The organism is Neoroseomonas oryzicola (assembly GCF_012163135.1).
GTDB classification, from domain to species: domain Bacteria; phylum Pseudomonadota; class Alphaproteobacteria; order Acetobacterales; family Acetobacteraceae; genus Neoroseomonas; species Neoroseomonas oryzicola.
This window is the reverse complement of sequence record NZ_JAAVUP010000021.1, coordinates 1-22,981: the sequence shown is the minus strand read 5'-3', so window position 1 is coordinate 22,981 and position 22,981 is coordinate 1. Positions and strand designations below refer to the sequence as shown.

Sequence of the window (22,981 nt, the reverse complement as noted above, 5' to 3'; positions counted from 1 at the left end):
GTTACGATGAACGAGAACTCGTCCGTTCCTCAACAACCCACTTTTCTCTCGGTGACGCCGATACCGGACACTCACTCGGCAACGAGTCCCTGCTCTCTCATTCGTTCGAGAACCGTGATGGCATGCTTCGACTGGAGTTCGCTCGGGATTTGGCGTGGCATCGAAGCACAGATTTGGAGGATCTGCTGATCCTTAGGAGTGAGCTTTCGATCAGCGGCGCCTCGAACCAGAATTTCGCGCCAAAATTCGGAACCGCGATTTACAACCTCGGACTGGGCAGAAATTCCGTCCGTCTCACGCTTCTTCTTTCTCTGATCACGCTCGTTGGTCCGGGCCGTCTCCTGCAGCGTCAGGCAGCCGTCAAAGTCGTCGCCATAGTCCAGCCTGCGCCCTTCCAACCCACTCCAGCAGGCCTGTTGCTTGGCCCATTCTGACATGTTCCGCACGCCCGACGGAGGATGGGTAATCACGTAATTAGCCTCCGCCGCAGCGAGAAGCAGGGCGCGCTGAAGGGGCTGAGAAACTGCCTGACGTCGCCAGATCGCATCAAGGTCAAGCACCTGCTTTTCCCTGCTAGCGTCCTTAAACACCTTTGCCATTGCATAGGTTACAATATTTGCACGGTATCCGCCCTCGTACCATGGCTGCTTTGGTACCTCTGCCTCGAGATGACGGAAGATAATAGCCTTGGCAATCAGCCGGCGATACCAAAGTTCGTCGTACATTGCGTTGCTCTTCGACCAGGCCTCGCCAATCTCCTTTGCGAACTCCGCGAAGTTCTTCTGCGCACCGCGGGAAACGATATGGGGGTGCCCGGCAGCCGAGTATTCGAACTTGGCCAGATCGGTCTTGTTGAAGAGCTGCGCCTTGGGGAACTCCAGATCGAACTTCTTCTGCTGAGCGGGTGTCAGGCGGGCGCGCGCATTAATGAACTGTCCGCGAGACCGCTCATAGAACCATTTGCTGTCGTGGCGTTCGCCCTCCCGGGCAGCGAAAACTACGTCGCGCGAGAATTGCTCGATTCGGATGTGAAGCGGGTGGTTCGAGAAGAAGTCGGCCGCGTTCACCTTGTTCTGTGTGTTGGCATATTCCGAGATCTTCGGCACGATGTCCTCGGATCGATCGGGGGGTACGACCGTCAGCTTCATCTGGACGAACACCTGGGAAAGCTGATCCTTCGCGGACTTCAGACTGGCGTGGATCGACCCCGTCGTCTGTGCTCCGTTCACGATCTGCAGATTGCTTATCGAGGCGATCGACAGACCGTCATCCGTGCGAACGCAGGACACCGCATCGGCCGTCGTAGACAGCCCATTATTGTAGGGGAAGAACAGCTCAGGCTCATCCTTAATAGTCTTCTGGATGCCCTTGTTTGTCTTTGCCCGGGCCTGCAAGAATGATCGGACGTTGGCCTCAAGAAGGCGAGCCCCCCATTTATCATAAATGGCTGCCAGTTGCGCGCCCGGCACGATGAGCAGATAGCTTTCGAGTGCCGCCCCCGTCTGAGACGCCTTCAGAGCTGGAAGCGGCGCGCCAAAGTCTCGCGCAAAGTCGATGACCATGTCCTCGCGGGCCTGACCCGATCGGTCGAACCGCTCAAAGCGGGCGAGATCCCAGACGGACCAAGTGATCGGCACATCGCCGAATTCTGCCAGCTTCAGCGTGTCGCTGCGACCGATATACTGGCGGTTGGAAATCAGTATCAGCTTGACCTTGGTGACCCGCGACCACGTCGTGATGATAAGATCCGAGACCTGAAAGGCGGGGCTGACTTCGTTCAGGGCGTCGCGGAACTTTTCCGTCCTGGCTCTTTTCAGGAATCGGATAAGCGGATTGAGGATGGGCGGAACGTCGCCCCTGCCAAATGTCTGGACCTCGTCACTGTCGACAAAGTCGCAGACGATCAGCCCGAGAACCCCCTCGCTTTGGCGTGGATCGCCCGCATAGCCGTCGATCCGCAGTCTCTGGCCACCGTCTCCGCTCTGGTAGTAGGCACGGTCAGCGACTTCAAGTTCGCCTGCCTCGGTAAGCCGCTCGGTCATCCGGTCAAAGAAGGCCTCCACTGGGAAGATTCCGCTGGCGTCGGCTTCGCGCCGGATGTCGGCCATCAGGTTCTGGTGATATTCAACGAGTTCGCTCATGCGCGGACCTCGCCGATCAGGTTCGCCTGCAAATCGCCCCAGTCGGTCCGGAATGGGGTGCAAGCAGACAACGCCAGGGAATAGGAAAGCGAGGACACACCTAAGGGTACTGGTGCGTCGATCCGTGGGAAGTTCCCGGTTACAGCGTGAAAGTCAGGAGCCGAGACGATCCAGCGCCACGGCGAATAATCGTGCAGCACGTCGTAACCCGCATCGGCCAAATGCATATCCCAATCCATGATGGCCGAAGGCTCTGTCCGCTCGAGAAGCTCGGTGACTTCGGACACAACCTCCGTCAGCGTTCGACCATGGGGCGGTTGCACCTTGTCGACGGCCAGGATCGCCAGCCACAAACGGCGATCCGGCACATCGGCAAGTTGGTGTTCGTTCGTGATCTTCACGAAGGGCTGCGACGCTCCACGTCTAGCCTTGACCTCAATGCAGTCAGCCTTGAGCTCGAAATCCTTCGGTGCGCCGGAAGGCCCTGTCCATGCTGCCACGGCCGGCTTCGCGCCGAAGGTAGCGATCAGGAGCTTCAGGACCTCGATTTCGCCGATCAGGCCCTTTTGCGCCTCCTCCGATAGGACTTCCAATTTTCCGCCGCGCAGCAGGTAGTGCCAGCGGAAGGTGCGTCCGATGGCCCGCTCCAATGCGTCAGCTTCGGTCTCGGCAAGTTCGCCTGCCGCAATCACATCCCTGCAGAGCGTCTCGAACAGTTCCAGCTGCGCGCTGTCGTTCAACCGGACGTAGAGGATCGGCCCACCAGGCAGCGTCTGGAACCGAATCTCGAGGTTCCTGAGCTTGGGGAGGTCAGGCGCTGGCTTAGGTAGATCGCTCAGCTGCAGCACCAGTGCCACATCGGCGCGTGGCATCACGGCCCAGAACCAGTTCCAACGGGCAGAGGCGTTAACGCGCCGTGTGTCGACCTTTCCGACCTCGAGACCGGACCATGGCGTGTCATTCGGGATCACCCAGCGCCTCCTCCTCGACTTCCTCCTCGCCGAACATCTCGCGCATGCGGATCGTGTTTACGACATATTCGACGGTGCCGCCCTGCACATCGGAAGGCGGGAAGCAGATGCTCCAGGCAAGTACGACGCCCGGCGACTTGGCTTTCAGTTCGTCCGGCACTGTCGGTTGGACGAAACGGATGATGATCAGTGGGCGACGCCCTGCTATCTCGCAAAAGATGCGCGGCGGAAGGGTCTTTGGGAGGTCCTTGCCTTGGCGAGCGCACTCTTCGCGGAAGGCCTGCGTCGCCGCTTCGATCTGGTCCGCCGTCAGGCCGACCCGCTCGTCCCCGGGTGAGCCAACCCGCCTGCTTGTGCCGCTGATCGCAAGGACTCCCCGGCGCAGATCGGGCTCACCAACCGATCGGCCGAAGGCTCGCATCCTGAGTCCAGCCAATTCATCCTCGGGTGCGTCTGCCTTCTGGGCGCTGGCAAGCAGGACGTCCCACTCCTTCAGCTCGCTGTCGGCGCGGGCATTGATGTAGTCACCCATCAGGCGTGGATCGGTAAGGGGATCGGCGGTATCGGCACGGAAAACCCGGAGAAAGTTGCGCACCAGATCGACGGGTACTGACCTGTAGAGGATGCCCCTGGAAAGACGATCCGCCGCCAGTCCGTGCGACCCGATGGTCGCCACCAGTTCCTGCCCTGCCTTCCGGTTTCGATCCAGCTGATCGTGATCGCAGCGAATCCGCGTGGTCTCGACCAGCTTGCCTGCCAGCCCGACCTTCATGGGAAACTCACGACCGGTCCCCATCTTGTTCCGTGCAGTGACGATCAGCGATTCTGGATGGCTGCGCACGGCCAGCCCGAACTGCTCCGGTGTGGCCTTCGCCAGTTCCATGCGCTTCAGCTGGACTTGGAGATCCTCCATTGCCTCGTGAATGTGGGCATACCAACCGACGCCATCGGCGGGAATCCAAACCCGGCACAGATCCTCGTAGCCCGGGCGATACCCGAACCAGCGCCCCATCTGCATGAGCGTGTCATACATCAAGGAGTTTCGCAGGAAGTAGCTGACCATCAGGCCTTCCAGCGTCAGCCCGCGCGAGAGGGAGAACCCGCCGACCGCAATGACCGTCACTCCATGTTCGCCGCCCTGGTCATAGTCGAGCGCTTGCGCACGCTTCGACGCGTTGACCTCGACCACACGGGTGGCAATCAGGACTTCGTGCAGTCGTGGTTGCACCTGCGGCCAGCCGGGGCCTTCAGCATCCGAGTATTCCGCCTTCCAGACCTCATGCAGGGCCGCTATCTCGGGATTTCGCAGGGCGGCATTGCCCTTCCCGCCATCGACCGCTACCGCATCCCTGATGCGGCCAAGGACATCGGCCACACGTGCGCGCAGTCGCCCTTGGACCTCAGTGAAGCGCGAGGCATTGACCAGCATCGAGGCGTGCGACGCTTGCTGGCCCCGCGCATTACGGATCGCCCGGGCGACGACGAAGGCTCGCACGGCCCGCACGAGGCTTTCGGGCAGCACATCGACCGGATGGTCGATCTTGTGCTTCATCGGCAGGACATCCTCGTTGTCGTCGATCAAGCGAATGTGCCGGTCGCGGGCGTCGACGAACACTTTCTGAGCGCCGAAGTAGTTTGACGGCGCGTCTAGACCGATGATGAAATGTCGCGGAAACAGATCCTGCTTCAGCGTCTCGTCATCGGTGTCAGGATCGATGAAGATGTTGGCGAAGGGCGTGGCCGTGTAGCCGACATAACAGCTGCGGTGGAAAAGCGAGAGCAATTCGCGGATCTGGCCGTTGATGCGCGTTACCTCGTCACGGGTATAGGCAGTGTTGATCGAGGCGTTGTCCGCCTCGTCGTCGATCAGCAGCATCGGCTGGCTTACCATCTGATCACCCTGATGGACCGAATGCTCCTTGAGCCATTCCAGCAGGTTCCGCAGCGTGCTGGAGTTCTTTTTGATCACGAGCACGACGGGGACATTGTACTGGCCGATCTGGCTGGTGTTCGTGGTCGCGGTGGCCTTGTTGAAGTCGCGCAGGGTGTTGGTCAGTGAGACTGGGAACTGGCGCTGATCGAACACGCCTACCCCGATGATTTTCTGCCGCTGTGCCTTGTTCGCATGGGCCAGCCGCCCAGTATCACGGCCAATGAATCCTTCGTCGATCCTCGCCTGAGTCTGGTTGCGCAGATTGTTGTGGATGCCCGCGATCACCACGATCAGCCGGTAGCCCGCATCCGCCGCCTTGCAAATCAGTCCGGTGTAGTTCGCAGTCTTCCCGCTCTGGACATGCCCAACAACCATGCCGCGGCGACTCCAGCGGCTAAGGTTCTTCGGATCGCCCAGGCGATCCAGTACTCGATCGGTCACCTCGTCGGTGGCATCAATCACCGCCTTGGGCAGACCTTTTAGGTTCAGAAGCTTCCGGTACCGGCTCCAGTAGAAATCATCGACATCGCCATTGATCCGGGCGTCATGCAGCCACGGTCGGAAGTCCTCAGCATCGACGATGGCACCAAGGCCCATGTTGATGCCGTACTTCTCCTCGATCAGGCGGGCGAGCTCCTCCGCGTCGTCATCTTCGACCCGCCCGACAAACATCGGCATGACACGCAACTGAGAAATGATTTCCCGGATGGACTGGGATGTGTGCGGCCCTTGCTGCGATGCCATGTACATCGCCGTCATGCCTTCCAGGCTGCTCAGGACAGGGTTCACTTTGCTTCCCTCGCCTCGATCGTCGCAGCGATGATGCGTTGGGTGTCGTCCCATGCCGAACGGAACGGATCGACGTCTTTCATCAGCGACATGATCTCTTTGATGTCTTTCTGGGCGCCCAGAAGAGCGGATAGCGTCGCCTGCACAGCCTGGTTAAGCGTGTCCTCATCCACGCGATCGGGAACGATTTGCTCAGCTGTTGCAGCCATGTCGGCGTGCAAGGTTTCGACGGGCAGCGACGCCCCGACGAGAGCGATGCAGTTGAAGAACCCGCGCTGAAGATCCTTTGGCAGTGTTTCGGCGAACTCCGCGAACGCTGGGTGTTCGATGTTTGGGCGATAGCGGATCTGTCCGTCAGCCTGAATGCGATGCCACATCGGCAGGCGCTCGTGATCAACGAGCTTCTGACCGCGCTTTCGATAGGTCCGCTTCGAACCGTCCTGGATGCGCTCGATCACCCTCCTCAGGCGGTCACGGACGACGGGAGGCAGTTGGGCAGAAGACTTCTTGACGTCGATCTTCCAGTCGGCGTCCATGCTATTTGGAATATCGATCCTCACCCGGGAGAGCTTTGTCAGCTCGGATTGACGGCAAAGCCCGAACCACGTTCCGTAAATGATGAGCCGTCGCCCTCGGTACAGATAGAACCCCTGCGATTTCAGATGGCCCTCAGGGCCGGCAACGTCCTCCCAGTCAGTCTTGCTCATCTGCCTGTGGTGAGGGAGCGTGAAGCTCTGGATTTCCACAACACCATGGCTCAGCGCCAGTTTTTCTTCCGGGTCAGGAATCGTTGCCTGATTCTTTCGGACAAAGGGGTCTAGCGGCCGCAACAGGCGTCCGTTCAACAGGATACGGAGTGGCTTCGCATCTTCCATGAAACGATGAAACACGAGACGCAGATGGCGTTCGGTTTCGGCGATCCGCTGGTTGATGATTTCTGCGCGCTTCGCTGCGTTGTGCGAAAAGCCTCCAGTGAGCCGATCGAGCTTCTGCCACAAAACCAGCGTACCTGCAGCGCCAAGTTGGCTAACTTCCGGAATCGCAGCGGTATCATCGGGCAACTGCACCGCCCATTCATTCCGCTCCGCAACTTCGTCGAGATCCCAGACTGCAGCGGATGTCTTGTCGACTTTGCGAGAAACGACTGTCAGCCTACGGCACTGGGAGAAGCTGGCGCTCTTCAGGCCAAGACCGAACCTTCCGAGATCGGGCTCATCACGTGTGGCAAGAGGGTTCCGACTTCCCGGGCGCATGGCGGCAATGAGCGCGTCTTCACTCATGCCGTCGCCGTCATCGACTATCGCCAAATACGGCTCGTCGGCGTACGTCTCCGTGATGATCCGTATTTCGCGCGCGCCTGCAGTAATGGAATTATCGATGATGTCCGAAATTGCAGTTTCGAGGGAATAGCCGATGTCCCTCAGCCCTTCTATCAGCGCAGCTGCGTGAGGGGTCGCATCTGCTCGCCGTGATGAGCCAACTTCCTTCATGCGATCCTTTCTTCGGGCTGCTTGATGTCCGTCGTCGGATGATTTGGGACGGTAGAGCCTGCTAAGGATTGGAGGGTCTTGGCCTTGCGCGGGGCCGCGTCGAAACCTCGTCAATTTATGGACTCGGGACACCATGGTAGAAAAAACTACGAAACTGTCGCCTCAAGCGCAATCAGGCACTCACGTCAGCATTTCTGCCCGCCGACACAGGGGCGATATTATGTCTCCCGAGAAGCGCAGTGCAGTCATGTCAAGGATCCGAGGCAAGGATACGGGCCCGGAGCGGGCCGTTGCCCAAGCGCTGCTGTCCAGGGGCTGGGAGTTCGAGACCCACGCCAGGGATCTACCCGGCCGACCCGACATCTTGTTCCGCACTTCCATGGTGGCCGTGTTCATTGACGGAGATTTCTGGCACGGCTGGCGTCTGCCGGTTTGGCGGGACAAGCTGACCGAGGCATGGGAGGCCAAGATCGAGGCAAACCGCCGCAGGGACGCCAGGAACTTCAGGAAGCTCCGACGGTCCGGTTGGACGGTCATCCGACTCTGGGAGCACCAAGTGAAGCGCGACCTCCACGGGTGCATCGCCAGGGTCGAAGAACTGCTGCCGAGCCAGGGAAGACAGCGCCGAATTCCCCGCACTTGAACGAATCGGCCTGGCCAGGGATTCGGGACCCGCTAGTCTGCGTGAGTGCCGATTCGCGTCCTTGACCTGTTCTGTGGCGGTGGTGGCAGCAGCTGGGGTGCCCAGACTGCGGCCGCCGAGATCGTGTGCGGCGTGGATGCCTGGGACCGGGCGATCGAGGCTTACGGCCAGAACTTCGGGCACCACAAGGCGCGCCACTTGACCATGACACCGGATACCGGCCCGGAGGTCCTGGGGAACATCGGCCCCATAGACTTGGTCCTCGCGTCACCTGAATGCACACACCACACCTGCGCCCGGGGCAGCCGTCCCCGCGACGAGGACAGCAAGCGAACCGCCTACTACGTTACCAGGTTCGCCCGCGACCTGAACCCCAGACCCCGGTGGCTCATCATCGAGAACGTAGTCCACATGCGCGGTTGGGACGGCTACGACCTACTCTTCGAGGAACTCCACGGTCTCGGGTATCGCACCCGCGAAGTTGTCCTCGATGCGTCGGATTTCGGCGTGCCGCAGGCCCGCCGCCGCGTCTTCATCCTGTGCGATCTGGAGCAGGTGCCGCCTGATGTGGTTACCCGCGCGCGCCGGGTTCGGACCGCGGCCAGCATACTGGCTAAGCCCGGGAAATACATGTCCAGACCGCTGTTCAGCGACCGTCGCGCGCCAGCAACGTTGGAGCGTGCGAAGCGCGCCATGGACGCACTTCCGGCCAGGGAGCCCTTCCTGATTGTCTACTACGGGTCGGACGGGAGCGGCGGCTGGCAACCGTTGGACCGCCCCCTTCGCACCATCACCACACTGGACCGCTTTGGCCTCGTGACCTGGGAAGGGCGCACGCCGATGCTCAGGATGCTCCAGGTGGACGAGCTATCCCGTGCGATGGGATTCGATCGCGCATACTCCCTAGACGGCGTCGGACAGAGACGTGACCGGATCAAGCTTCTCGGTAACGGCGTATGCCCCCCTGTGATGCGGGCCATTGTCGAAAGCCTCACCGGCGCGGGCCACGCGGCGGGTATCGATCTACGCCAGCACAGCCCAGCGCTCGCCGCGGAATAGCCGGGTCTCGGTCGGCGGCAGGGGGCAGTCAGCGTCCAACGTCGCGCCGCCGTTTCAGGATTGCAGCAACGCAGGCGTCGGCAGCGGCGTCGAATGACCCCTTTGGCTTGCCAAGCACGCGGACTTCCATCAGCCGCGGCGTAGTGCCGACGTAAGGATTGCCCTGCATCACGGCGAGCCACCCGGCGAGACCCTGGGCAACAAGCGCCTGCTCTGCGTTGAGGATCTCGGTCTCCGACGGATCAGAGGCGCGCCCCAGGGTCACGTACCGGCCGTCCTCGGCCACCGCGATCCAACGCCGTTCGCTGCTGCCTTCACCTGACATTCACGGAACATGGCGCGTGCGCGCAGGCGTGAGAAGGTGGAGTTGACCCGGTTCCGTGGACACCCCGAGGCTTGAGACGGAGGTGTCCATGAAACCGGGTCAACTGCAACTCCAGACAGCAGGATGACAACCGTCGGCGTTTGCGCCGCCTCTCTCTGGTTGCCGGCCGGGCATTTACTCCTACGCGGCAGCAACTGCCCCAACCAGCGGTGGGCCGTCGACGTGCACCGCCGCCCCGCGAGACATGAAAACAAGCATCCCGGCGCGCGCCCCGGTGGCGCGTAGGTACTCTCGCAGCTGGCTGACGTAGCCCTGCACGACGTCCTCGCTCGGGTCGAGGTCGCTCTTCCAGTCCACAACAAGGGACGGCGGGCCGCCCTCCTCGGGGACCACAGCATCCGCGACGCCCATAATGATGTTCTCGTACTCGTCGAACGGGGATACCGACGCGACCGGCCACTCCGGCGCTAGGCGCGATCGTACCTCTCTGACCTCCGGCAGGTTGAGCGTGGCCACGACAAGGCGGGCCGTCTCGGCCGGGTCCGCCTCGGGCCCTAGGCCGTCCGGCAGCTGGGCGTTCAGCTCCGCGCACCTAGAGGCAAGGGCCGCCTGGTCGTCGGGAGTCTCCCCGGTCAGCACCTCCTCCATGAGCTTGTGCATCACGAGGCCCCGCCGCAGGCCTCCCCGCGCCAGCGTCGGAGGCGCTGGGAAGTCGGGGTCCAGCAAGACAGTAGGCGGCGCCACGGTCTCCCCGCTCTCCGTTGGGAGATGCGGGATGGTCCGCTCGAAGCGCGGGATGCTGGCCCGGATGCGGGCGGCCTCTTCGCGCCAGGTCGCGAGATCCTGGCCGTTCAAGGTCTCCGACGGCGCCGGAAGCACGCCTGGGCCTACACGGTCCAGCGCGGGAAGCGCATCAAGCTGGAAGGTGATAAGTGACCACCAGGTGTTCTTCGCGGTCGCCGCGCCCGGCACCCTGGGGATGACCAGGAGGTCGCGTGCCCGGGTCGTGGCGACGTACCAGAGGCGCTGACGCTCGAACTCGACCTGCCTTCTCTCCTCGTCGAAGGCCAACTGACAGGCGTCGGTCTTCAGGGAGAACACCGAGGCGTGGATGGTGCGCGTCCGCCCGTCGTAGGCCATCGAGACGTCGCGCTTCAGCAGGGTGCCCCCGTTCACCGGGATTACGACTGGCCACTCCAGGCCCTTGGCGGAGTGCATGGTGATGAGCGTCACAGAGTTCTCGTCCGCGTCGGGACGGCCGTCGAGCTCCTTCTCGCCGTCCTCCCAGGCCCGGCGCATGGCGTCCGAGAAGGCCTTGAGGCCCCGGACCTCGTAGGCCCGGGTCATCTCGAGGAAGAGGTCCACGTTCGCCAGCGCCCGCTCGGCCACCCGACCGCCGCGCTGCCGGAGAACCGCGCGCACGCCCATCTCCTCGACGGCGCGGCAGAGCAGCAGGTGCGGGGTCATGGACCCCTTTCGCTTGGCGAGGTCCGCGAGGATCTCAAGGCGCGACTTCAGCACCGGGTCCGCCGTCGCGGGCAGCTCCATCCGGAGCGACAGCATCGGCGCGTGGCCGTTCTCGCCCGGGGGCAGGCTCGCCACGGCATCGAGCAACTGCTCGTCCGTCAGCCCGACGAGCGGCCCGCGCAGCAGGGCTCCCAGGGCGAGCCGGTCGCGCTCGTCCGCTATGGTCCTGGTGAGCGCGATGAGGTCCTGGACCTCCTGGCGACGGAAGAAGCCCTTGCCTGCCTGGGCGGCGACCTGGATGTCCCTTTCCTCCAGGGCGCGCTCGTAGCGCCAGAGGTCGGTGCCCGTGGGCACAAGAAGGGCAATGTCCCCCGCCCGGCACTTGCGCGTTTGCTTGCCGTCCTTGTCCCGCACGTCCAGCGAGCCGATCGCGTTCGCGACGAACTCTGCGACGGCGGCGGCCTCGCCATCTCGGGTTCCGCTCGCCCCATCGCCGTCCAGAAAGTCGATGGCCGCGACGCCGGGCGTGGAAAGCACGGTCGCCTGCGCCGCGTCGAGCGCCTGGAACTCGCACTGACCTGGGGCTCCCAAGGGCACCTCGAACCGCTCGTTGACCCAGGTCAGGATCTCCGGTCGAGAGCGGAAGTTGCGCGTGATGGACACGACCGCCTCCGGGTCAGCCGCCCGCATTATATCTCGCACCTGCTTGAAGACCTCGAGGTCGGCGCCCCGGAATCGGTAGATCGCCTGCTGCGGGTCACCCACCAGGAAGAGCGCGCCAGGGCGCAGCGGCCAAGTCTCCCAAGGCGCGGAGGGATTACCCGGAGGCGGGGCGCCGCAGAGCCGCCAGAACACCTCGACCTGCTCGAAGTCGGTGTCCTGGAACTCGTCAACGAGCACCCGGCTGTAGCGCTCGCCGAGTGCCTGACGCACGTCGTCGTGCTGCGCGAGAAGCTCCTTCGCCTTCTCCAGCAGGTCGCCGAAGTCGAGCGCGGCCGACCTGCGCTTCTCGCCTTGGTACTCCAGCACCAGGCTGGTCGCCTCCCCGGCCAGAAGGTGCAGCATCCGTTCGGCCGCCAGAAGCGGAACTCGCTCATAGGCAGCCCGGACCGGCTTCAGCGCCTCGGAGACGAGCCCGACCATTCGCTCGCCAGCCGCCTTGGTCTCCCCCGCCGCCTTGCGTGCAGCCTCCCAGGCCGCCTTGCTGTTCTTGAGCTTGGGGTCGGCCTTGAAGCCGTTCTCCGTGGCGCAGGACTCAGGCGGGCGCAGGCCGAGGCCCCAGGCCAGCAGTTCCGCCTCCGTGGCGCCGGGCGGCGGCAACACTCCCATTACGGCGACCAGATCGTCGATCGCATCCCTCAGTTCGTCGGGCGCCCAGCCGGGAAAGTCGGCGCCGCGGAAGGACTGCAGGCGGCCCAGCGCACTGCGCAGGATGTCCACCTGCGCAGCGCCGATCGGCGTCGGGCACGTTGCCACCGTCGCGCCGCGGTGGCGCAGCATGAGCTTGACGAGGCCGTCCAGAAGGTTCGCCACCTCGTCCGGGCGCTTGAGCCAGACGTCCACGAAGATGTCCGTGGCGTCGGGCGCACGGGAGAGCCGCTCCCGCAGCCACCGCTCACATACCCCCTCAAGCAGGAGGTCGGCCTCTGCCTGGTCGAGCATGGCGGCACCGGGGTCGATCCCGGCCTCGACCGGGTAGGGCGTAAGGAGCAACCGGCAGAACCCGTGAATGGTCGTGCAGGCCAACTCGTCGAGCTTCTCGCAAGCGCGCTCGAGGTTCTCCCGCTCCGCTGCCGAAAGCCCAGTCGGGAACGCCTGCTCGATCTCCTGTGGGACAGACCCAGCCAGTGCCTCCCGCGCGAACTTCGAGATGCGCTCACGAAGTTCCGCGGCGGACAGCTCGGTGAACGAGATGGCCGCGATGCTGGACGGGGGCTCGCCCGAGGCAAGCATCCGCACCACGCGGCCCGCCAGGACGGAGGTCTTGCCCGATCCGGCACCCGCCTGGAGGAGCAGGCAGCGGCCAAGGTCGGTCAGGGCCGTGTGGCGTGCCTGCGCATCCGGCGTCGGGGCTGGCGGGGTGGCGCTGACGACGGTCATCACGGCTCCTCCCAGAAGGCGACCACGTTGGAGTCGAGCTGGGCCCGCGCCGCTGTCTTCTTGCGCGCGAGCGTGGTGCCCGGGACCGCGGGGTGCGCGAAGGCGAGGTCGTCGCGCTCGTACTGTTCGCTCTTCGCCCCGGACGTCCCGGCGGCGACGCCGGGCAGGCAAAGGCCCGCCCGCAGCCCGGCGGCCGCGGCGGCGAGCACGCCGGAGAGCTTGGCGAGCGCCTCCTCGGGCGCCGCGAGCGTGTCGAACCCGGCGTCGTCCCTGCTGTGGAGGAGCCCGGATTCCACCTTCGGCGGGCCGCTCAAAAGCGCCCCGACGGCGTAGGCGTAGAGGCAGCGCTGGAGCTCTCGGCCGCCGTTCAGCTGCACGTCCGGCTTCCGCCTGCCGGTCTTGTAGTCGATGACCCGGGCCTGGTCGCCGCTGCCCGAGAGATCGAGCCGGTCGATGCGGCCGCCCACGACGAGCGTCGTCCCGGGCACCGGCACGTTTGCGTCGGGCGCCCACGGCAACGGGCGCGACGCCGCGAGCGTCCTTCCGCGGGGAAAGGGCCGATCCGCGTCCTGGCCACCCCCGAAGGGAACCTCGACGAAGACCCTCTGGCCTGGAAGCCGGGTGAGCGGGAATAGGAGCGCTGCGCGCGCCGTGTCGCTGGCGTGCTCCAACTGGTGCTCCCAGACCCGAGCTGGCGGTACCGGGTGCGCAGTCTGCCATCGTTTGGCGACGTCCTCGGTAGATGCGGAGATGGCCGCCAGGACGTCAGCATCGGTGGCGCGGCCAAGGCCGGGTCCCGCTTCGAGCCTTAGGACGGCTTCCTCGAGCATGCCGTGAACGAGGTCGCCGAAGGCGCGCGCGTCGAGACCGAGCGGCTCCTCGTCAGGCTGAGGAGCCCGCATTCCAAGGGCATAGCGCCAAGTGAACCCGATCGGGTTGCGGATGAGGGTGGTCAGCGAGGTGGCGGATTGCACCCGGCCCAGCGCGCGGACAACGGCGGGGTGGTCAGTGACTGAAAGACGCCCGTCGTGCGCCGTGATGGCGCCTTCGTTCCGCCAGTCGTCCCAGCACGCTTGCGCTGCCTGCGCCTCGAGAGTCGCCCTGAAGTCGTCAGGGCGCGCGAGCATGCGGTCCGGCCAGCTCATGGCGTGGTCGGGGATACGCGTGCGGCGCAGCTCCAGCGCCGGTTCGCCGGAGATGAGCGGGCTCCGCCCGAGCTTGCGGCCGTCCGCCTCTCGTCTGCTGAACGACCGAGCAATTACGGCGGCACCAGAATCCCGGATGGCCTCAAAGCTGACCCGGTCGGCCTGGGTGATCGACGTCTCCTGGGGGCGTAGGCCGCGAAGGATGTGGTCGGGCAGCAGCGGATCCTCATGTGAAGCCCGCGGCCAGGAGCGCGCGTTCAGGCCCAGCAGCCAGACGTGAGGGCGCGGGATTGCGGCAAGCGTGGAGGCCGGGGCCCAGAGGATGCTCTTGCCCGGGTCGGTGTCGTCGGTCACGCGCAGGGAGGCCAGCTCCCGGTCCAGCGCCGCGGCATCGGCGCGCCTCAGGGCGCGCCTCCAGAGTTCCGCTGCGGGGCCGTCGAGGAGCTGCCCCGCCTCGTCGGCCGCCTCGGGACCCCTTGCGAAGGTGGTGACGAGGGGCAGAAGCACGTCGCGGATGGGCTTTCGCTCATCACCGTCGAGGGCCAGCGCCCAGCGCTCAGGCGTGGAGAGCGTAGCATCCGGCTCGAGCGCCCGGTACCAGTCCTCGGGGAGGTCCTTGCGAGGGCTGCGGGCCCGCTTTAGGCGGGCGACTAGGCGGCGAACGCGTTCCTGCGTCAGCCCCCTGAGCAGGATATCGGCGAGTGCCGCCGCGGTCTGGCCGTCGGCAGTGAGCAGGGCCGGCCGACCTTGCGCGAAGTGCACGTCGAGACCCGACTCCTCTGCGAGGGCTGCCATCATGTCGTCGTAGGGCGCCGTCGAGGCCGCGGCGATGGCGACCCGATGCGGGCCGACCGAGCCCGCTGCCAAGGTCTTTCGCGCCCAGCGTAGTGCCTCGACGATCTCGTGCCGGGGGCCGCCGCAGGCGAAGGTCAGCACCTCGCCCGCAGGCTCTCGTTTCGCTTCGATCTCGATACTTTCCGTTTCTCGAACCCAGTCGGGGACCTCGAACGAGCCCGCGTTCCAGATCACCGGAACGCCGGGCCGGAACTCGGCGAGGGCTCTGGCGAGCGGGCGCCAGCATGGATCGAGGTCGGGCAGGCGGCGGAATTCAACCGCGCCGACCGTCGCGGGTGCATGCCTGATCCGGGACAGAGCGGCGGTCACCAAATCGCGTGGCCGGGCTTGGCCCGGGGGCAGCCGGGCGACGACTTGCGCCTCAATTTGCGCCATGGCTGCGATGCGCGGGTGGCGGTCCGCGTTGGCGGCGAGGTTCAAGTCCGCGCGCCAAGCTCGGCGCAGTGATGCGACGACGCTTCGCCTGAAGCCGGGGAGGTCGCGAATTGCCGTCAGGTCACCGAGGTCGGAGTTCGGCATTGCGTCCAACGCCTCCTCGACCGCCACCGAGAGGCCGTCTGGCGACACGCCGGACCGGAATCCTCCCGCAAGGCGCTCCGCAAGACCCTCTACCGGGACGACCCGCGCACCATGACCGCGATCCGACCTGGCGAGCTCCAGCCGCGCCGCGTCAAGTTCCGCAGCCCCTCCAACGACGATTGTCAGCCTGCCCATGAACACTCCTCGGAGCCGGACCTTTTCGCTACCTAACGGACCGGAACGCTTCATGGAAGCACAACGCCGTCCTAATCCGAAATAATATGCGGACGATCAAGTAGTCTTGGCCTCTGATCCGACTTATGATCCGGATAGGCGTACTGATCCTCATAAACAGTGGGCGCCTGGAAGTGATGTTGGGGCAGCGTCGGACTCAGCTCTTGTACGTGTGCGGCTGCGAAATTTGTGCACAACCCAATCAGATACCGTAGGCTGGGCGCCGTCGCTCGCATTGCGCCGCAATCGGCCACGTTACCTCTGGCAGCGTCATTCCCAGCAGCGGCCGCCTGCGCGCGCAGCAATGTCGCACCTTCGTCACAGTCGCGGACTGGCGTCGCAGCAGATAGCGGATTTTCTCAGTAGATCCGATCTATATGGAAATCCTGAATATAACAAGATCTATACCGCCCTAATTTTAACAATAAAAATCCCACAATTATACTTCTTTGTGATTTTTCATTGAATAATTATTTCGATTATCGATATATGTAACGTCGGACATGCGTACTATGTGCTCGACATTTAGTCGGTTCTCAACCAACCGGCGCTTCTCAATCCCAACAACCAGGACATCACCATGACCGAAGGGAAACCCTTCCCTCGCGAGCGTACGCTCGCCGAGTTGCTTGACGCTGCGCGCGGGCTTCGCGAGATCGAGGCCGCGATCGCCCAACTGCGGGGCGTGGCTGCGATGAGCGAGAACGACCTGACCGCCTTCCGCAACAACGAAGTCGTAGACGCGAAGGCTGTCCTCGCGTCCTTGGAGTGCTTCGACGAGGCGCTCCAGGCGACGCTGCAGGAGCTGGCCGAGGCGCATGCGCGCCTCCAAGGCTTCGGACGCCTCGTGTTGCGCGATCTCGGTTCGGTCGGCGCAGCCTGGTTCCGGGCCGTGCCGCCCGCATCGGAGGCAAAGAACTGACGAGGAGGCCCCGCCGGAGAAATCCGGCGGGGCATTTTCGTGTCCCACATCTCAGCTGCCGATCAGGTGCACCGTCATTGCGACGTGATGTCTTGGATGGCCCGACCGGCGCTCTATCGTGTGACATGCGGCCAAGCAGAACCCTTTTCCAAGCTCGACAGGAGAGGCGATGGAGGATCCTGCGTTCCGGAACGATACGAACGATTTCGCTGAGGTCCCGGGCATTGTCATCCGAATCCCGCCAGGCACAGCCGGGCACCGGCGCGTCGCAATGCTCTTGGCCGCCATCGCCAACCCGCCGAGGGGCCCTGTAACCGCCGCGTGGCAACGGCGCGTGGCGTCGATATGCAGGTGCTACTGGGACGAATTGGAGCGGGCCGAACCACTCTGGCGATCGACAGCCGGGACGTTCCTACCCGAGGAACTGATCCTCGATATCACCGATGCGAAGGCATCGCTCAGGGAAACGCTCCGCGGGCTGAACCGCGCGCTGGCTGCCGCTGACGTGTTGGAGCCCTTCTTCAAGCGCGCGCTGATCAAGGCAAAGGGCCTGGAGGTTCCAGACCACATTGGTAAGCCTATTCGCAATGCGCAGATCGAAAAGGCACTGCTCCGCGAGGCCGACTACCGCGATGTCCTTGAGGGCGATCCAGCGCGGGAAATGCCGGCTCGCATGCCCAGTATCGACAGCGCGGGCGCCGACAGGAACTTCGCCAACCGCAATCTCAGGCCCTTTCGGCCAGTCCACCATCTGGTTGTCGCCTTCAGCATCGTGATGGACGAATGGGCCAGGGACGCCGTCGAGGAGGCCGCCGACAGTCGGCGGAGTTCGGGCCGCCCCGGTGTCTCACCGAAGATCGATTGGTGGTTCCTCGCGCGGTCACCCGAGTACGCGGATCGCATGATTGCAATGGCGCAATGCCTCGAGCCCGCGATCGAGCATCTCGAGCTTGAGCACGCCAGCGACAACCGCGTTATCCGCCTCAGGCTGGACTGATCGAGCGAGGGTTCAGGAAATTCAGAAAGCCTGAACCCTCGCGGCCCGGCCGCCGTGTCTTCCTCAGGGGAGGATGACCGCTTCCCGCTCCCACCCACAGAGCCCCGGCGCATTCAGCACGCCCCTGCAGCCGCTGGTAAGGGCAATGGCGCGCGCGGCGGCCCGCGAGCACTTCGCGAATCTAGCGGCCACAAGGGCCACGGCGCTCCCTCCAGCCCGGACGCAGGAGCAGTCACCCACGGGCACACCAGGGGACACCGATGCCAATGCCTGACCGCCTCGTGGGCATCGCGGAGATCTGCGAGCTCACCGGCAAGCGGCCAAGGACGGTCCGCGGCTGGTTCGCCAAGGGCCGGCTGCGCCGGGCGAAGCTCGAGGGCGTGGTCGGTGTGTGGGAGAGCGAACTGCTCACCGCGCTCGGCTGGCGAGGCCCGCTGGAGGCACACGCCACCGCCGACGAGGAGCCGGCCGATCCCGATGAGGATGGCTTCGCGCCGTGAGCGCCGCACTCGTCCTTTTCTCAAGTCTCTACGGAATTTTCGTGAAAGTACTCACGAATAAAATCCGGTGATCTATTGGTATAAGAGTTCACGAATCGCCGCTTCTCGCCGCTTTCCCAGAACCGACAACGGAAATCACAGAAAAATGTCATTCGAGCAGCTTCCGCTTCCCCTCGAGCCGCCGCCGGCTTCGTCGCTCCGTGCCCCGAGCTTCGCCGAGGCCCTGGACCTGATCCCGACCTGGGAGGATGTCCCGGCGACCCGCCGGCGCGACATGGCCTCGGCTCTGAAGGGCGCCGCACGGATCATCGGCCAGCCCGAGGCAACGATCCCGTGCGATGTCCCCTGGCTGAACCAACGCCTCTTCGCCAAGCGGCCCGCCGTTGCCGGAACGGCACGCGCGCGTTTCGCCAACATCGTCAGCCTGGTCCGCGCCACGCTGCGCCGGCTGGCCCTACACACACCACCCCGCCGCGGCCACGCAGACCTGCCCGAGGCGTGGCGTGCCGTGCTCGAGGTCCTGCCGGACGGACCTGGGCGCTCTTGTCTCCGAGGCTTCGCGCGCTTCTGCGCCGGGCGCGGCCTCCTCCCAGCCCAAGTGAACGACGAGGCGGTGGCCGACTATGCCGCCGAGGATAGCCGCACCCGCCTCTCGGCCTCCTCAGCTAATCGGGCACGCACCGTCGCCACCGCCTGGAACGCGGCCGTACGGGCGGGACACCCGGGCTGGCCACCCCACGAACTGGCAAGCTTGCGGCGCCGCGAGACCTACGTGCTCCCCATCGAAGCCTTCCCGGAAAGCTTCCGAGAGGATTTCGAGCTCTACCGTCAGCGCATCAGCCGCACCGACGAGACGGGACGGCGCCGTGCCCGCTTCGTGACACGGGGCGCGGGCGGTCCAAAGATCCGGCTGCGGCCGCGCACGATCTCGACACGGCTCTTCTGCGTCAGGCAGGCCGGCAGCATCCTGGTCCGAGAGGGATTGCCGGCGGAGGAACTCCGCTCGCTCCGCGACCTCGTGGAGCCCTCGGACCGTGCCGGCCTCGTGCTCGACTGGATCGCCGACCGGCACGCCGCCAAGCATGGCCTGGGCGAGAATGCCGAGGTCAAGGGCGGCCAGATTTCGCAGGTGGCCGAGACGCTTCGCCAGGTCGCGGTCCACCACGTCCGCCTCGCCGGTCCCGATCTCGCCGCGGTCAAGGAATTCGCCAATGCCGTCAAGCGCCGGCCCGGCGACGGCATGTCGCCCAAGGTCCTGCAGCGGCTCCGCCGATTGATCCAGAGGCGCCCCCGCGCCCTGCTGCTGCACCTGCCCGACGAGCTCATGGCCGAGGCTCGTGCCGAGCGCCGTCCTGTCGTGGCCGCCCGGCTCGCGCTGTGGGCGACCGCCCTCGAGATCCTGATGTTCTGTCCGCTGCGCGTCGGCAGCCTTCTCGAGCTACGGCTCGACCGGAACCTGCAGCGCCTCGATCCCCGCACCGGACGGCTGACGCGGCTCGTCCTCTATCCGGACAACGTCAAGAACAAGGAGCCCCTGGACTGGCCGGTGCCGCCGCGCTCGGCGGCGCTGATCGACGAGTACATCAGCAAGTTCCGCCCCGCCGTGGCTGATGTGGACAATCCCTACGTCTTTCCCGGCGAGGATGGCGCCGGCGCGCGCAGCTACACCGGCCTGTCGGGACGGCTCACCAGGCTGATCGCGGACTACTGCGAGGTGGACGTCCACCTCCATCTCGTCCGGCACCTCGCAGCGTGGCGCTACCTCAAGGAGTACCCGGGCCGCTACGAGGATGTCCGGCGCCTCCTCGGCCATCGCGACATCAGGACCACCCAGGCCTTCTACATCGCCTTCGAGAGCGAGGCCTCGGCGGTCCGCTTCGACGGGATCATCCTGCGCGAGAAGCAGGCGACGCGCACCATCGCGGCAGCGGCCTGGGCCGGACGGCGCAAGGCACGGCGCGGCGGCAAGGCCCCGGGCGGTACGTCGTGAGTCGCCCGGTCGATCCCCGGCGGCGCTGCCTGACGCTCGACGAATGGCCGGCCGAGGACCGGCGCCGCTGGGAGGCGGCGCGTTCCCCTCGTGGCCGGGGTCGGATCAGCGGGCGCAGCCGCGCTGCCGCCCTCAAGCCGTCGTCGCTGGAGAAGTACCAGGAGGGCTACGGCCGCTGGCTGGGTTTCCTGGCCTGGAGCGGCCGCCTTGACCCCGCGTCGGCGCCCGAGGCTCGCGTCAACGATGACAGCGTTGCCGCGTACCTTGAAATCCTGTTCGACTGCGGGAACTCGGGCCACGCCATCTTCGGCCGGCTCCAGGAGCTCAAGGCGGCGTTGAAGTTCATCGCTCCCGGCGCCGACTTCGCCTGGCTGACGCTGCCGGACAGCGTGGGCATCCGCCAGCAACTCGACATGACGCGGCGCAGCTTCGCCATCCATCACCCGCGCCGGCTCTACGGCTGGGGCCTGCGCCTCATGCGCAAGGCGGTGATGCTGAACGGTCCACAGCGCCGGCGGGTCATGCTGCGCGACGGCCTGCTGATCGCACTGCTCGCGGCGCGCGCCATGCGCCTGCGCTCCGTCGCGAGCCTCGACCTCGACACGCGACTGCGCCGCGTGGATGGGCAGTGGCACGTCCTGCTCGGCCCGGCCGACGTCAAGACCGGGCTTCCGCTCACCTATGCCGTGCCGCCGTCGCTCGGCGCCTGGATCGACCGCTACGTGACCGTGGAGCGGGCCGAGCTGCTTGGCGGGCACTTCTCCGACGCCTTCTGGATCGGCTGGGACGGCAAGCCACTCGGGCCGCGGGGCATCGAGAAACGCATCCGCTGGCAGTCGGCCAAGGAATTCGGCCCGGCAGGGGCCTTCGGGCCGCACCGGTTCCGGTACTGCATCGCGACCGTCGCGCCCGTCGAGGACCCGGGTGTGCCCGCCAATGGCGCGGCAATCCTTGGCATCACCCGCTCGACCTTCGCCGAGGCCTATGACCGGGGCGAGCGGGAGACCGTCGCCCGGGCCTTCCTCAAGGGCCTCGAGGCCGAACGCGCCGAGACCGAGGGCCTCGCACGCCGCGCCTTCGATCGCCGCCGGCAACGCGATACCCTCCCCGGTGAGAACGACCAGAATCGCGACGAGGCCGCATGATCCAGCGCTGCGCGATCTACGCCCGCTACAGCTCCGAGAACCAGCGCGTGGCCTCGATCGAGGACCAGGTCCGCGTGTGCCGGGCGCGTGCCGAGCGCGAGGGCTGGCAGGTGGTCGGCGCTTTCACGGACCACGCCGTGTCCGGCGCGACGGCGCTGCGTCCGGGCTACCAGGCGCTGCTGAGGGCGCTGCGGGCTGGCGAGGTCGATGTCGTGCTGACCGAGAGCCTGGATCGCCTCAGCCGGGACCAGGAGCACATCGCCGGCTTCTTCAAGCAGGCGCGCTTCGCGGGGGCGCGGATCGTGACGCTCGCCGAGGGGGAGATCAGCGAGCTCCATGTCGGCCTCAAGGGCACGATGGGCGCGCTGTACCTCAAGGACCTTGCCGACAAAACGCGTCGTGGCCTGGAGGGGCGCGTGCGGGAGGGACGCAGCGGCGGCGGCGTCTGCTACGGCTACCGCGTCGTGCGCGGCCCGATCGGACGGGACGGGGAACCCGAACGAGGGCTGCGCGAGATTGATGCCCCGCAGGCGGCCGTCGTCCAGCGAGTCTTCCGGGAGTTCGCGGCGGGCCAAAGTCCCATCGCCATCGCCAAGCGACTCAACGCCGAAGGAATCCCGGGACCACGGGGCGGCCTCTGGTCGGACGGTGCGCTCCGCGGCCATGCGAGGGTCGGCACCGGCCTTCTCCGCAACGAGATCTATGTCGGGCGCCTGGTGTGGAACCGACGCCGCTGGATCAAGGACCCCACGACCGGCCGCAGGCTTGCCCGACAGAACGCGGCCGAGGCCGTCGTCGCCGAGGATGTGCCTGATCTCAGGATCATCGACCAGGAGCTCTGGGACCGGGTCCAGGTCCGCCTCGCCGAGGCGGCACGACCGCAATGCAGCCCCGCCGGCCAGCGGAGCGGCGACGACCAGCTCTGGCAGTACCGACGTCCGCGGCACCTGCTGTCGGGCAAGGTCGTGTGCGGTGCCTGCGGCGGCGGCTTCGTGGCCAGCGCGCGCGACTACCTCGCCTGCAAGGCGGCCTTCCGCCAGGGCGCCTGCGACAACGCGGTGCGCCTACGTCGTCCCCATCTCGAGGCGCAGGTGCTTGCCGCCCTGGGGAGCGAGCTCATGCAGCCGGACCTGGTGGCGGAGTTCGTCGCCGAGTTCACGCGAGAGCTGAATCGCCTGGTGGCCGAGATGACCGCCGGGACCGATGGCAAGCGGCGCGAGCTCGAATCCGTGCGCCGCAAGCTCGCCGGGCTGGTCGATGCCATCGCCGACGGCCTGCGGGCCCCGGGGCTGCAAGGCCGGCTGGACGAGTTGGAGGCGCGCAAGGCGACGCTCGAGGCCGAGATCGCCGCGGCCGGCCAGGGCTCCGCGCTGCCCCGGCTGCACCCCAACATCGCGGGGCTCTATCGCGAGAGGGTGGCGCGGCTGCGCGAGGCGCTGGAGGCCGACGAGGGCGGAGATCTGCTGGAGGAGGCGCGCGCACTCATCGACCGTGTCGAGGTCCATCCACCGGCGGAGCCCGGCGGCCCGCCCCGGCTGGAGCTGATCGGCGAGCTGACGGCGATGCTGCGCGCGGCGGGCGTGGGTGGCGAGCGTGGCCCTCGGACAGCAAAAAGCCCACTGGCGGCTGCCAATGGGCTTGATGTGTTCCTTGGTACGCGATCAGTGGATGCGGGGACAGGATTTGAACCTGTGACCTTCAGGTTATGAGCCTGACGAGCTACCGGGCTGCTCCACCCCGCGTGGGTGTGGTGGGT

General features: G+C 65.6%; 15 protein-coding genes, 1 tRNA gene and 1 pseudogene. 8 read left to right on the top strand and 9 right to left on the bottom strand.

Annotation, left to right across the window (positions count from 1 at the left end):
- Positions 1-71 precede the first annotated feature (71 nt).
- Genes GWK15_RS24695 through GWK15_RS24680 form a run of 4 tightly spaced genes read right to left on the bottom strand, consistent with a single transcriptional unit; the run spans position 72 to position 7,324 of the window.
- A complete protein-coding gene (locus tag GWK15_RS24695; RefSeq protein WP_168044115.1) occupies positions 72-2,141 on the bottom strand; it encodes an AIPR family protein in 2,070 nt (689 codons plus the stop codon).
- Positions 2,138-3,112, bottom strand: coding sequence for a PD-(D/E)XK motif protein (locus GWK15_RS24690; protein WP_168044113.1), 975 nt, complete (start codon positions 3,110-3,112; stop codon positions 2,138-2,140). Before GWK15_RS24690 ends, GWK15_RS24695 begins: the two co-directional genes overlap by 4 nt.
- Complete coding sequence (locus tag GWK15_RS26665; RefSeq protein ID WP_168044111.1) at positions 3,099-5,834, bottom strand: Z1 domain-containing protein; 2,736 nt, start codon at positions 5,832-5,834, stop codon at positions 3,099-3,101. Before GWK15_RS26665 ends, GWK15_RS24690 begins: the two co-directional genes overlap by 14 nt.
- Positions 5,831-7,324, bottom strand: coding sequence for an ATP-binding protein (locus GWK15_RS24680; RefSeq protein ID WP_168044109.1), 1,494 nt, complete (start codon positions 7,322-7,324; stop codon positions 5,831-5,833). Before GWK15_RS24680 ends, GWK15_RS26665 begins: the two co-directional genes overlap by 4 nt.
- A 133-nt stretch (positions 7,325-7,457) precedes the next feature.
- Here GWK15_RS24680 and GWK15_RS24675 point away from each other — a divergent pair, with 133 nt between their 5' ends.
- Positions 7,458-7,967, top strand: coding sequence for a DNA mismatch endonuclease Vsr (locus tag GWK15_RS24675; RefSeq protein WP_168044107.1), 510 nt, complete (start codon positions 7,458-7,460; stop codon positions 7,965-7,967).
- A gap of 45 nt (positions 7,968-8,012) precedes the next feature.
- Positions 8,013-9,026 carry a DNA cytosine methyltransferase gene (locus GWK15_RS26660; protein WP_168044105.1) on the top strand — a complete coding sequence of 338 codons (1,014 nt, stop codon included), beginning with the start codon at positions 8,013-8,015 and terminating at the stop codon, positions 9,024-9,026.
- A 28-nt stretch (positions 9,027-9,054) separates the two neighbouring features.
- On the opposite strand, the gene GWK15_RS24665 is transcribed toward GWK15_RS26660, so the two are convergent.
- From GWK15_RS24665 to GWK15_RS24655, 3 genes are all read right to left on the bottom strand, one after another.
- Positions 9,055-9,351, bottom strand: coding sequence for a hypothetical protein (locus tag GWK15_RS24665; RefSeq protein ID WP_168044103.1), 297 nt, complete (start codon positions 9,349-9,351; stop codon positions 9,055-9,057).
- A 180-nt stretch (positions 9,352-9,531) separates the two neighbouring features.
- Complete coding sequence (locus GWK15_RS24660) at positions 9,532-12,918, bottom strand: UvrD-helicase domain-containing protein (protein WP_168044101.1); 3,387 nt, start codon at positions 12,916-12,918, stop codon at positions 9,532-9,534.
- Positions 12,918-15,632 carry a PD-(D/E)XK nuclease family protein gene (locus GWK15_RS24655; RefSeq protein WP_168044099.1) on the bottom strand — a complete coding sequence of 905 codons (2,715 nt, stop codon included), beginning with the start codon at positions 15,630-15,632 and terminating at the stop codon, positions 12,918-12,920. Before GWK15_RS24655 ends, GWK15_RS24660 begins: the two co-directional genes overlap by 1 nt.
- A 619-nt stretch (positions 15,633-16,251) precedes the next feature.
- On the opposite strand from GWK15_RS24655, the gene GWK15_RS24650 reads away from it, so the two are divergent.
- From GWK15_RS24650 to GWK15_RS26180, 6 genes and pseudogenes are all read left to right on the top strand, one after another.
- The gene (locus GWK15_RS24650) at positions 16,252-16,593 is read left to right on the top strand and encodes a hypothetical protein (protein ID WP_168044097.1); all 342 of its coding nucleotides are present in this window, start codon (positions 16,252-16,254) and stop codon (positions 16,591-16,593) included.
- Positions 16,594-16,762: 169 nt separating this feature from the next.
- Complete coding sequence (locus tag GWK15_RS24645) at positions 16,763-17,590, top strand: hypothetical protein (RefSeq protein WP_168044095.1); 828 nt, start codon at positions 16,763-16,765, stop codon at positions 17,588-17,590.
- Positions 17,591-17,856: 266 nt separating this feature from the next.
- A complete protein-coding gene (locus tag GWK15_RS24640; protein ID WP_168044093.1) occupies positions 17,857-18,090 on the top strand; it encodes a hypothetical protein in 234 nt (77 codons plus the stop codon).
- 67 nt (positions 18,091-18,157) lie between these two features.
- The gene (locus GWK15_RS24635) at positions 18,158-20,080 is read left to right on the top strand and encodes a site-specific integrase (RefSeq protein WP_168044091.1); all 1,923 of its coding nucleotides are present in this window, start codon (positions 18,158-18,160) and stop codon (positions 20,078-20,080) included.
- The gene (locus tag GWK15_RS24630; RefSeq protein ID WP_168044089.1) at positions 20,077-21,225 is read left to right on the top strand and encodes a hypothetical protein; all 1,149 of its coding nucleotides are present in this window, start codon (positions 20,077-20,079) and stop codon (positions 21,223-21,225) included. The genes GWK15_RS24635 and GWK15_RS24630 overlap by 4 nt, the downstream gene beginning before the upstream one ends.
- Positions 21,222-22,271, top strand: a pseudogene (locus tag GWK15_RS26180) (recombinase family protein); the annotation flags it as partial. The gene GWK15_RS24630 and the pseudogene GWK15_RS26180, both read left to right, overlap by 4 nt.
- Before the next feature lie 18 nt (positions 22,272-22,289).
- Here the strand turns inward: GWK15_RS26180 and GWK15_RS26175 are convergent.
- Positions 22,290-22,730: a hypothetical protein gene (locus GWK15_RS26175; RefSeq protein WP_245211892.1), complete on the bottom strand. Its 441-nt coding sequence runs from the start codon at positions 22,728-22,730 to the stop codon at positions 22,290-22,292.
- A gap of 160 nt (positions 22,731-22,890) precedes the next feature.
- Positions 22,891-22,967: transfer RNA gene (locus tag GWK15_RS24620), tRNA-Met, on the bottom strand.
- Positions 22,968-22,981: the final 14 nt, after the last annotated feature.

What these genes read in the sequence shown, in the direction of transcription:
- GWK15_RS24695 (WP_168044115.1), bottom strand. Translation starts at nt 2,141, where the DNA reads ATGAGCGAACTCGTTGAATATCACCAGAACCTGATGGCCGACATCCGG.
- GWK15_RS24680 (WP_168044109.1), bottom strand. Translation starts at nt 7,324, where the DNA reads ATGAAGGAAGTTGGCTCATCACGGCGAGCAGATGCGACCCCTCACGCA.
- GWK15_RS24675 (WP_168044107.1), top strand. Translation starts at nt 7,458, where the DNA reads ATGGTAGAAAAAACTACGAAACTGTCGCCTCAAGCGCAATCAGGCACT.
- GWK15_RS24665 (WP_168044103.1), bottom strand. Translation starts at nt 9,351, where the DNA reads ATGTCAGGTGAAGGCAGCAGCGAACGGCGTTGGATCGCGGTGGCCGAG.
- GWK15_RS24660 (WP_168044101.1), bottom strand. Translation starts at nt 12,918, where the DNA reads ATGACCGTCGTCAGCGCCACCCCGCCAGCCCCGACGCCGGATGCGCAG.
- GWK15_RS24655 (WP_168044099.1), bottom strand. Translation starts at nt 15,632, where the DNA reads ATGGGCAGGCTGACAATCGTCGTTGGAGGGGCTGCGGAACTTGACGCG.
- GWK15_RS24650 (WP_168044097.1), top strand. Translation starts at nt 16,252, where the DNA reads ATGACCGAAGGGAAACCCTTCCCTCGCGAGCGTACGCTCGCCGAGTTG.
- GWK15_RS24645 (WP_168044095.1), top strand. Translation starts at nt 16,763, where the DNA reads ATGGAGGATCCTGCGTTCCGGAACGATACGAACGATTTCGCTGAGGTC.
- GWK15_RS24640 (WP_168044093.1), top strand. Translation starts at nt 17,857, where the DNA reads ATGCCTGACCGCCTCGTGGGCATCGCGGAGATCTGCGAGCTCACCGGC.
- GWK15_RS26175 (WP_245211892.1), bottom strand. Translation starts at nt 22,730, where the DNA reads ATGGACCTCGACACGGTCGATGAGTGCGCGCGCCTCCTCCAGCAGATC.